Source organism: Paenibacillus vortex V453, assembly GCF_000193415.1.
Lineage (GTDB): Bacteria > Bacillota > Bacilli > Paenibacillales > Paenibacillaceae > Paenibacillus_AQ > Paenibacillus_AQ glucanolyticus.
Window position 1 is genome coordinate 1 of sequence record NZ_ADHJ01000019.1, and the last position, 10,230, is coordinate 10,230.

General features: G+C 49.4%; 11 protein-coding genes and 1 pseudogene. 10 read left to right on the top strand and 2 right to left on the bottom strand.

Annotation, left to right across the window (positions count from 1 at the left end):
* The 4 genes and pseudogenes from PVOR_RS33005 to PVOR_RS11745 form a co-directional block, all read left to right on the top strand.
* Nucleotides 1-616: family 43 glycosylhydrolase (locus PVOR_RS33005; RefSeq protein WP_419144506.1), on the top strand; the 616-nt coding region annotated here is incomplete at its 5' end.
* A pseudogene (locus PVOR_RS33010) lies at nucleotides 510-992 on the top strand (family 43 glycosylhydrolase). The gene PVOR_RS33005 and the pseudogene PVOR_RS33010, both read left to right, overlap by 107 nt.
* A 255-nt stretch (nucleotides 993-1,247) precedes the next feature.
* Nucleotides 1,248-2,081, top strand: coding sequence for an NAD-dependent epimerase/dehydratase family protein (locus PVOR_RS11740; RefSeq protein ID WP_006209389.1), 834 nt, complete (start codon nucleotides 1,248-1,250; stop codon nucleotides 2,079-2,081).
* Between the two features lie 124 nt (nucleotides 2,082-2,205).
* Complete coding sequence (locus PVOR_RS11745) at nucleotides 2,206-2,418, top strand: hypothetical protein (RefSeq protein ID WP_006209391.1); 213 nt, start codon at nucleotides 2,206-2,208, stop codon at nucleotides 2,416-2,418.
* A gap of 69 nt (nucleotides 2,419-2,487) precedes the next feature.
* Here PVOR_RS11745 and PVOR_RS11750 read toward each other — a convergent pair whose 3' ends face one another.
* Entirely contained in the window at nucleotides 2,488-2,793 is a 306-nt protein-coding gene (locus tag PVOR_RS11750) for a DUF2627 domain-containing protein (RefSeq protein WP_006209392.1), read from the bottom strand.
* Nucleotides 2,794-2,949: 156 nt separating this feature from the next.
* Here PVOR_RS11750 and lpdA point away from each other — a divergent pair, with 156 nt between their 5' ends.
* The 5 genes from lpdA to lipB all read left to right on the top strand — a co-directional run bounded on the left by lpdA (nucleotide 2,950) and on the right by lipB (nucleotide 8,757).
* Nucleotides 2,950-4,371, top strand: coding sequence for a dihydrolipoyl dehydrogenase (gene lpdA / locus PVOR_RS11755; protein ID WP_006209393.1), 1,422 nt, complete (start codon nucleotides 2,950-2,952; stop codon nucleotides 4,369-4,371).
* A 175-nt stretch (nucleotides 4,372-4,546) separates the two neighbouring features.
* Complete coding sequence (locus tag PVOR_RS11760) at nucleotides 4,547-5,587, top strand: thiamine pyrophosphate-dependent dehydrogenase E1 component subunit alpha (RefSeq protein ID WP_006209394.1); 1,041 nt, start codon at nucleotides 4,547-4,549, stop codon at nucleotides 5,585-5,587.
* Nucleotides 5,578-6,564 carry an alpha-ketoacid dehydrogenase subunit beta gene (locus PVOR_RS11765; RefSeq protein ID WP_006209395.1) on the top strand — a complete coding sequence of 329 codons (987 nt, stop codon included), beginning with the start codon at nucleotides 5,578-5,580 and terminating at the stop codon, nucleotides 6,562-6,564. Before PVOR_RS11760 ends, PVOR_RS11765 begins: the two co-directional genes overlap by 10 nt.
* 18 nt (nucleotides 6,565-6,582) lie before the next feature.
* The gene (locus PVOR_RS11770; RefSeq protein ID WP_006209396.1) at nucleotides 6,583-7,992 is read left to right on the top strand and encodes a dihydrolipoamide acetyltransferase family protein; all 1,410 of its coding nucleotides are present in this window, start codon (nucleotides 6,583-6,585) and stop codon (nucleotides 7,990-7,992) included.
* Nucleotides 7,993-8,076: 84 nt separating this feature from the next.
* Entirely contained in the window at nucleotides 8,077-8,757 is a 681-nt protein-coding gene (gene lipB / locus PVOR_RS11775) for a lipoyl(octanoyl) transferase LipB (protein ID WP_006209397.1), read from the top strand.
* Nucleotides 8,758-8,784: 27 nt separating this feature from the next.
* On the opposite strand, the gene prli42 is transcribed toward lipB, so the two are convergent.
* Nucleotides 8,785-8,886 carry a stressosome-associated protein Prli42 gene (gene prli42 / locus PVOR_RS30015; protein ID WP_006209398.1) on the bottom strand — a complete coding sequence of 34 codons (102 nt, stop codon included), beginning with the start codon at nucleotides 8,884-8,886 and terminating at the stop codon, nucleotides 8,785-8,787.
* A gap of 114 nt (nucleotides 8,887-9,000) precedes the next feature.
* On the opposite strand from prli42, the gene PVOR_RS11780 reads away from it, so the two are divergent.
* Nucleotides 9,001-10,131, top strand: coding sequence for a tripeptidase T (locus PVOR_RS11780; protein ID WP_006209399.1), 1,131 nt, complete (start codon nucleotides 9,001-9,003; stop codon nucleotides 10,129-10,131).
* Nucleotides 10,132-10,230: the final 99 nt, after the last annotated feature.

The window sequence follows — 10,230 nt, forward strand, 5'->3', positions numbered from 1 at the left end:
ACTCAGATTAATGCAAAATGCTCATATAAAAAATCCCCTGATCGAGCAGCGGGCAGATCCATGGATCTATAAACATGTCGATGGTTATTATTATTTTACCGGTTCCGTCCCGGAATACGACCGCATTGTGCTACGGCGCTCGACAACGATACAAGGGCTCGTGGATTCACAAGAGGCGACGATCTGGCGCAAGCATGAATCAGGCCTGATGAGTGCCAACATATGGGCTCCTGAGCTGCATTACATCGACGGCAAATGGTATGTCTATTATGCAGCTGCCCATACTTCAGAAACAAGGGACGGGTTGTTTGATCATCGTATGTTTGTGCTGGAGAACGAGGCGGCAAACCCGCTGGATGGGGAATGGGTGGAGAAAGGCCAAGTGATTACCCGGTGGGAGTCGTTTGCCTTGGATGCAACAACGTTTGAGCATAGAGGAAACCGGTATTATGTGTGGGCTCAGAAGGATCCTGCTATTCCAGGCAACTCCAATCTCGTACATTTCATTGATGGAAAACGCATGGACGCTGACAGGCGAGCAGGTCTGTATATCGATTCCCGAGTACGAATGGGAGAAGATCGGATATCTCGTAAACGAGGGGGCCGCTGTGCTTAAGCGCAACGGACGTATTTACATAACCTACTCGGCAAGCGCCACCGACCATAACTAGTGCGATAGGGACTGACTGTACGGCTAGAGTGAGGACAGTGACCTGTTAAATCCTGACTCGTGGATGAAATCACCATCGCCTGTATTTGCTACATCGGAAGCTAACGGCCAATATGGGCCAGGGCATAACAGCTTCACCGTTTCCGAGGATGGCTCGCAGGACATCCTGGTCTACCATGCGAGAAGTTATAAGGAGATTGTGGGAGACCCCTTATACGATCCGAATCGACATACGCGGGTGCAGATTTTCCAGTGGACAGAGGATGGAATGCCGGATTTCGGGGTACCGAGAGCGGATAGTGATCTGGCATCCAGGTCATAACCTCTGCTCCTAAACCTGATTCTAATTCGTATAACAGGAGCAGCAGCTCCGTATATGCAGCAGCCAACCGACTGAGCGCCAGCTTGGTCGGTTTTTGCTTTTTGGGAAGATGGTTACAAAGATAAAATAGGAGAAAAGAAGGAGTCTGCGATGCGGATGGAGAAAAAGGGACAGACAACGATAACTATTGGTTAAGAAAGAATACACCGAATTTTAAACGCGATAACTTTATTTCCTGGTAAGGAGGAATTATAAATGGCAAAGATTCTAGTATTGGGCGGCACTCGTTTTTTTGGCAGAAGGCTTGTTAACCGGCTGCTGGCTAACGGAGATGCCGTTACGATTTTGACGAGGGGACAACACCAGGATTCTTTTGGAGGTGCTGTACAGAGAGTTGCCGTGGATCGCAAAGATCCGGAAAGCCTGAAGCAAGCGGTGGGGAATCAGGACTTTGACATCGTGTACGATAATATATGTTATACTCCAGAAGAAGCGGGACAAGCAGCCGATATTTTTACGGGACGGGTTGGACAATATGTGCTGACCTCCACGCTATCGGTATATGATTTTGCAGATCACCCTGTGCGGGAAGAGGACTTCGATCCTTACAGATATCCTGTCATGATGAATGCAAGCCAGGATTACAGCTACAAGGAAGGCAAGCGTCAGGCTGAGGCCGTGTTGTTTAGCCGACATAACCTGAATGTCACCGCCGTTCGATTACCGATTGTCCTGGGACCGGATGATTATACAAGAAGACTGCTCTTCCATATTGAGCATGCTGCCAGCGGAGAAGCTATTGGGTTGCCCGATCCGGATGCGGAAATATCGTTTGTGCATGCTGAGGAGGCGGCCGAGTTTTTGGAGTGGGCAGGTCAGGTTCAGTTTGAAGGACCGGTTAATGCTTGTTCCGTCGGTACAATATCAGTCAGAGAAATCATGGGCTTGATTCAGCAGGAAATTGGAAGATCGGCACCGCTTACAGACATCGGACGGCACCTGAGCATATGTCTCCTTTCGGCATTCCGGGGGATTGGACGATGGATCATGCCAAAGCGGCTGCTGCCGGCTTTTCGTTTTGGGAGTTGAAGGAATGGATGCCAAAATTGATTGCTGAATTGTCTGCTGATCTGAAGGTTCGATAGTTCGTTAATAGGAACGGATAGATCGTTCAAGTATGAGTAGAGTGAAATGCTCTGAGAGGGAGACAAGCATGAGTGACAAGATGGAAACCTGGAAGGCACGTATGCAAGAGGTGGAGTCGCAGGGAGGCTTATCTCCGGAAGCAGCAACGTTAATTCATGCCATGTATGAAGAACTTGAAGTTATAACGAAGCAAAACATGAATCTCCGCAAAACCGTTTTGAAGGCCACTTCCAAACAGACAAGAATGTCGAGCAAACTGAAGGATGCTTTGATGGAATAGCTGGTTCAAACAATACAAAAAAAACAAACACCGGGGATGGCTCTCCGGTGTTTGTTTCATATCGCTTGATTAACTTTTGGATGGCGTTCCTGATTTTGACGCCGGACGCTTCTTTTTGAATCTCGGGCCGACGTAATTCCGTTTGCGATCCCGGAACAGGATCCATCCGCCCAAGAAACTGATGCCGATGACAAACAGCGCAAGTCCGCCTAAAAACGGCAGCCAGCCGAAAACGGGATTCGCTACGCTATCATCCCCATGAACGGAAATATATAGAAAAACCGCATCCTTCATCATTAAGAAACCCTTCATTGCCATGAAGCCCGGGATGACCAAAATCAAGATGGCAATAAAGCGGGAAATTAACATTTTCATAGGAGATTCCTTCCTGCGACTGATGTAAGTAACTAACGTTTATCATACCTTTTTCATATGATGATGTCTATTTCGATTATCGATTCGGATTTTGTAATCCGAAAAAAAGAGAGTACAATGATAGTGAAAACTGGACTTATTATGGAGGTGCCGTTTGTGGCTATAACTTGTGACGTAGCAATTCTTGGCGGGGGAACCGGTGGTTATGTAGCTGCCATTCGTGCTGCCCAGCTTGGCAAAAATGTGGTCATCATTGAACAGGACAAACTGGGGGGAACCTGTCTTCACCGCGGTTGTATTCCCAGCAAAGCATTGCTTCGCAGTGCTGAACTGTATGCAGAAATGAAGGATAGCGAGAGTTACGGAATCGAGACGAACGGGATTCGGCTGTCATTTGGCAACGTGCAGAAGCGTAAAGACGGCATCGTGGATAAGCTGCATCAGGGCGTCCAATATTTAATGCGTAAAAATAAAATCACCGTCATACAAGGAAAAGGGAGAGTCATCGGTCCATCGATTTTCTCCCCGCGGAGCGGTGCTGTGGCGGTTGAGCTTCCGGACGGGGAGATGGAGACGGTGGTTCCCGCCCATCTGATCATTGCGACCGGATCGCGGCCGCGTCACTTACCGGGCCTTGAGCCGGACGGCATACATATACTGACAAGCGATCATGCACTTCAACTGGAGGAGCTTCCTTCATCCATCATGATCGTAGGGGGCGGCGTCATCGGCGTGGAATGGGCCTCCATGCTGAACGATTTTGGCGTGAAGGTGACGGTAGTAGAGGCCTCCGCTCATCTGCTGCCATCCGAAGATGAAGAAATCGGGCGAGCGCTTACGAAGATGCTTTCCGCCAGAGGCGTTGAGGTGATCACGAACATTAATCTTTTGACCGACAGCTGCGAAATCCAGGATCATAGCGTCTCCATTACGATCGAGCAAGGCGATGAGACAAGAAGGTTATCCGCGGACAAGCTGCTCCTCTCAGTCGGAAGAGTAGGCAATACCGAGAATATTGGCCTTGAGAATACCGATGTTCGGGTGGAGAACGGTGTAATAACGGTGAATGCGAATATGCAGACGACAGAGCCTCACATATATGCGATCGGAGATTGCATCGGGGGGCTTCAGCTTGCCCATGCGGCGAGTCATGAAGGCATTGCGGCCGTAAACCATCTGTCGGGCGAGAAGTCGGAGACTTTCCGCAGTGAATGGATTCCTCGCTGTGTATACACCCGTCATGAGGCGGCGAGCGTTGGTCTGACCGAGAAGCAGGCCAGAGAACGCGGGCATGAGATCAAGATTGGGAAATTCCCGTTTTCGGCGATTGGCAAATCACTGATCCATGGAACGAAGGAAGGGTTTGTTAAAGTCATTGCCGATCAGAAGACACAGGATATTCTGGGTGTGCATATGGTGGGTCCGCATGTAACGGAGCTGATTGGTCAAGCGGCATTAGCTCAAGTGCTGGATGCGACACCATGGGAAGTGGGGACGGCTGTCCATGCCCATCCGTCTTTGTCGGAAATTATAGGCGAAGCGATGCTTGCGGTGGATGGACGGGCTATTGGTTTGTAGAGATGAGTGTATTCTTTTGTGGAATCCCTCATTTCTTTTTGCGGAGAAAGGGATTATAATAACATTAAGCCAAGTCTTAGTACCAGGTTTTAATACTTGATCTAATATGCCCTCTTCCTAACGAAATGGGCAGGTCAAGCCTGATAGTCATGGCTCACATAAAGGAGGGATCTCCATGAAAGAACATGAAACGGTTACGGCGAACAACAATAGGCATGAGCAGCTTGGACTGACCGACGGACAAGTGCTAGACATGTACAAATATATGGTACTGGCGCGAAAGTTCGATGAGCGCAACCTGCTGCTGCAGCGTGCGGGCAAAATTAATTTTCACGTATCGGGTATCGGGCAGGAGGCATGCCAGGTTGCTGCTGCTTTTGCACTGGACCGGGAGAAGGATTATTTCTTACCATACTACCGTGACTACGGATTTGTAATGGCTGTTGGCATGACGCCTCGGGAATTGATGCTGTCGGCATTTGCCAAGGCTGAAGATCCGAACAGCGGGGGACGCCAGATGCCAGGACACTTCGGCAGCAAGCGTCTGCGGATTGTGACGGGCTCAAGCCCGGTGACAACCCAGGTTCCGCATGCGGTCGGTATTGCGCTTGCCGCGAAAATGCAGAAGAAGGACTTTGTATCGTTTGTTACATTTGGTGAAGGATCAAGCAATCAGGGCGATTTTCATGAGGGCTGCAACTTTGCAGGTGTTCACAAGCTTCCTGTCATTATCATGTGTGAGAATAACCAATATGCCATCTCGGTGCCGCTTCATAAACAGATTAGCGGTAAGGTGAGCGATCGTGCTCTTGGGTATGGCTTCCCTGGTATTCGAGTAGACGGCAATGATGCGCTTGAAGTGTACGCAGCCGTGAAGGAAGCACGCGAACGTGCGATTCGCGGGGAAGGACCTACGCTGATTGAATCCATGATGTACCGTTTGTCCCCTCATTCCACATCGGATAACGATCTGGCTTACCGGACAAAAGAAGAGGTTGAAGAGAACTGGAAAAAAGACGGCGTTGCCCGCTTTAAGACCTATTTAATCGACCTTGGGCTCTGGGACGAAACACGCGATCAGGATCTGGTCGCACAATTGAATCTGGAGATCAAAGAAGCGACGGAATCTGCAGACCTGGCTCCGTTTCCGAAGCCGGAAGATACGCTTCTTCACGTATATGCCGATGATGAAGGGGGCGCAGCAGAATGGCGGTAATGGAGTATATAGATGCAATTCGTCTGGCCATGAAGGAAGAGATGGAGCGTGACGAATCGGTATTCGTCCTTGGTGAGGACGTTGGCGTAAAAGGCGGCGTATTCACCACAACCAAAGGTTTAATGGACCAGTTCGGCGAAGCACGGGTGCTTGACACGCCGCTGGCAGAATCCGCGATTGCCGGCGTGGCGATTGGTGCTGCGATGTATGGCATGAAGCCGATTGCCGAGATGCAATATTCCGACTTTATGTTCCCGGCTACCAATCAGATTATTAGCGAAGCGGCAAAAATCCGCTATCGTTCCAATAACGATTGGAGCTGCCCGGTTGTCATTCGTGCACCTATTGGCGGCGGGATATTCGGGGGATTGTATCATTCCCAATGTCCGGAATCCGTTTTCTTTGGAACACCGGGACTTAAGATTGTTGCCCCGTTCTCAGCTTATGATGCCAAGGGACTGCTCAAAGCGGCTGTACGCGACCCGGACCCGGTGCTGTTCTTTGAGAATAAGAAGTGTTACAAACTAATAACCGGCGATGTTCCGGACGATGATTACGTTGTACCGATTGGCAAAGCAAATTTGCTGCGTGAAGGATCGGACATTACGGTAATCAGCTACAGCATGCCTCTGCATTTTGTTATGCAGGCTGCCGAGGAGCTTGAGAACGAAGAGGGCATCAGCGCCCATGTCCTGGATTTGCGTACCATTCAACCGCTTGACCGGGAAGCGATTATCGAAGCAGCCCGTACAACGGGCAAAGTGCTGATCGTGCATGAGGATAATAAGACCGGCGGCGTTGGAGGGGAAGTATCCGCTATTATTGCGGAGCACTGCCTCTACGATTTGGATGCCCCGATTATGCGTCTCTGTGGTCCGGATGTACCGGCCATGCCAATCAGTCCACCGATGGAGAAGTTCTTTATGCTTAACAAGGACAAAGTCAAAGAATCCATGCGTCAATTGGCGCTTTATTAAGAACAGGGAGTTGTGAGCATGTCTGAAAATCAGAAATTGACCGATGTTACGATGCCTCAGCTGGCGGAATCCCTTGTTTCCGCGACAATTGCCAAATGGCTGAAGAAGCCGGGGGATTCCATAGAGCAGTACGAACCGATCTGCGAAGTGATTACCGATAAGGTTAATGCGGAGATTCCATCTACGCTGGATGGCGTCATGGGAGAGATTCTTGCCCAGGAAGGTCAAACCGTTAATGTAGGTGAGGTAATTTGCCGGATATCGGTTGCTTCCGCTCAGGAGGCAGCGGTGTTGTCACATACGGCAGTCAACCGAAGTGCTTCCACAGCGGGTCAACCCCAAGAGGGTACTAATGAATCGTATTCGATGCGCTCGCGTTATTCACCGGCGGTGCAGAGTCTGGCTGCAGAGCACCGGATTGACCTCTCGCAAGTACAGGGCTCCGGCATGGGTGGAAGAATAACGCGTAAGGATGTGCTGGCTTATATCGAAAAAGGTGGAGCAGCCGCAAGTTATGCGGCCGAAGGAGCGGCCTTCAATCCATCGCAAGCCCCGAAAGAGACGGTACAGCATCGTTCGATGTCACCGTTTGAAGGTCTGCAGCATCAGACGCCGTCGGAACCGTCGCCACCGCTCGGTACGGCTATCCCGAATGTGCGCCACTCCGGGCTGCATCTGACGGAATCGCCGAAGATTCCAACCATCGAAGTGGAGGGAATGGAGGGCGGAAGATCGGAATATTTTATTGACGTTACTCCAATGCGCAATGCAATCGCTAGAAATATGCGTCAAAGCGTGACGGAAATCCCGCACGCCTGGACCATGATTGAAGTAGATGTGACCAACATTGTGCTGCTTCGCAATCAGCTGAAGGACGAGTTTAAGCGCAAGGAAGGAGTTAATCTCACCTACCTGGCCTTCTTGCTCAAAGCCGTTGTGAACGCAATTAAAGATTATCCGATCATGAATTCCTTCTGGGCAGTGGATAAAATCGTGGTGAAGCGCGATATCAATCTATCGCTGGCAGTCGGAACAGAGGATTCCGTGCTGACGCCGGTTATTCATCGTGCCGATCAGAAGAACATTGCCGGATTGGCAAGAGAGATCGAGGAGCTGGCACGCAAGACACGCGAGGGCAAGCTTAAGCTGGACGATATGCAGGGCGGGACGTTTACGGTAAACAATACGGGATCCTTCGGTTCGATTCTGTCGTATCCGATCATCAACTACCCGCAGGCGGCGATTCTGACCTTTGAATCCATCGTTAAAAAGCCGGTTGTCATCAATGACATGATTGCTGTTCGCTCGATGGCGAATCTGTGTCTGTCTCTGGATCATCGGATTTTGGATGGCGTCATCTGCGGAAGGTTCCTGCAGCGTGTTAAAGATAACCTCGAAGGTTATACCTTGGATACAAAGCTCTACTAAAAACAGCCGTTTTTTTCGTATGAAGTCAGTGGCATAAAGTTTTCATTAGGTTAGTCGGAACCCTATGAAAGAAGGCGTGAGCAGATGAATAAACCGTTAGACGTATCGTATACGCCAATTGTAGATTATGGTATGGCCTGGGAACTTCAGAAATTGCATGTTTCCGCCATTGATCAAGGGGAGCGTCACGAAAGTTTGATGCTCCTTCAGCATCCTCCAACCTATACGATGGGTTCACAGCGACATCCGGAGCATTTGCTGCTTAGTAAAGAGGAGCTGGAGAAACAGGGAATCGGCCTGTTTGAAATTGATCGTGGCGGAGATATTACATATCATGGACCAGGGCAGCTGGTCGGATATCCGCTGCTGCTTCTGGATGGCGGGAAGAATTTGAATCTGCACGGATTTCTTCGCGATGTGGAACAGGTTATTATTGATTACCTGGCCTCCTATCATATTGAAGCAGGGCGCAAACCCGAATATACCGGGGTATGGGTAGGGGATTCGAAAATCTGCGCAATTGGCGTTAAGTTTAATAAATGTCGACAGCATCGCGGATTTGTGACGACCCACGGGTTTGCGTTTAATATTAAATCCGGAATTGCCGACGCGGGCTTCTCAGGCATCATTCCATGCGGAATACAGGAATTTGGTGTAACTTCGCTGGAGGATTGTACGGGGCATACGTTTGAAGTAGAGGAAGTAGCCCGGGAGATCGTGCCTTACTTCACCCGGGTATTTCCATATGAGGCTCATTGGTTGTAAACGGGAGCTGTGAGTAGTGGCAAGGCCTTAACGAAGGAACAAAGGCTCAAGTACAATCAGAAGCGTTGATCCGATCATAGCAATCAGCATAAGATAGATAACAATTCGAAACCACTTTTTACGTTGCATGGTGTAACTCCTTTGAAATAGGTTTAATGATGAACAAGACTTGCATCTGCATCATCGATTTAAGAAATGGATATAAGGATATTGTATCGTATCTGCGAAAGAGAGGGAAGTCTAGTGATTTCAGAAGAACGTATCATTCGAGAGTTTATGGAATTAGTTCAGGTGGATAGCGAAACGAAACATGAAGAAGAGATCTCGAAAGTGCTTAAAGATAAATTTACCCGTCTTGGATTTGATGTCACCGAAGATGATGCAAAGGAAAAAACAGGTCACGGCGCGGGTAATTTGATTATTACCTGGAAAGCGGATCAGGCTGCTGAACAAACGCCTAAATTGCTCTTTACCTGCCACATGGATACCGTAACACCCGGTAAAGGCATCAAACCCGTACTTGGTGAAGACGGCTGGATTCGAAGCGACGGCACGACCATTCTCGGCGCGGACGACAAAGCGGGAATCGCAGCACTTCTGGAGGGTATTCGGGTAATCCAGGAAAATAACATTCCCCACGGACAAATCCAGTTTGTGATTACGGTAGGTGAGGAGTCGGGGCTGGTCGGAGCCCGTGCGCTCGATCCCGATTATTTGGACGCGGATATCGGGTTTGCCCTCGATTCCAATGGCGAATTGGGTTCGATTGCTGTTGCAGCGCCAACCCAGGCAAAAATCAAGATGATTATCAAAGGAAAATCTGCTCATGCAGGTGTCAATCCGGAGGATGGCATCAGTGCAATTCAAGTGGCTTCCAAAGCCATATCGAAAATGAAGCTGGGACGCATCGACAAGGAAACCACGGCGAACATCGGCAAGTTTCAGGGCGGGGGCGCAACGAATATCGTGTGCGACCATGTACAGATTGATGCGGAAGCGCGCAGCATCGTTCAGGAGAAAGTGGATAAACAAGTCAATGATATGCGTGAGGCGCTCGAAACCACGGTTCGCGAATACAACGCCAATTGCGAGTTCATCAGCGAAATCGTTTATCCAGCATTCAGTTTTAATGAACATGATGAGGTTGTTCAGCTGGCACAGCGTGCCATCCGTGGATTAGGTTTCCCAACCCGAACCTTCCAGTCCGGCGGTGGCAGTGATGCCAACATTTTCAATGGTCTTGGCATTCCAACCGTCAATTTGGCCATCGGATATCAAGAAATCCATACCACGCAGGAACGCATTCAAGCGGCTGATCTGGTAAAAGCTGCCCGGATTGTCGTAGGGATTATCCAAGAAACGGCTAAGGCTTAGTTGACAGGAATACAATAAAAGAGCCCGAGGCAGACGATGAAGTCTGGACTGACCCCATAACGTGAGACAAATTAAAAACACCTTCAAGAGAATGCAACC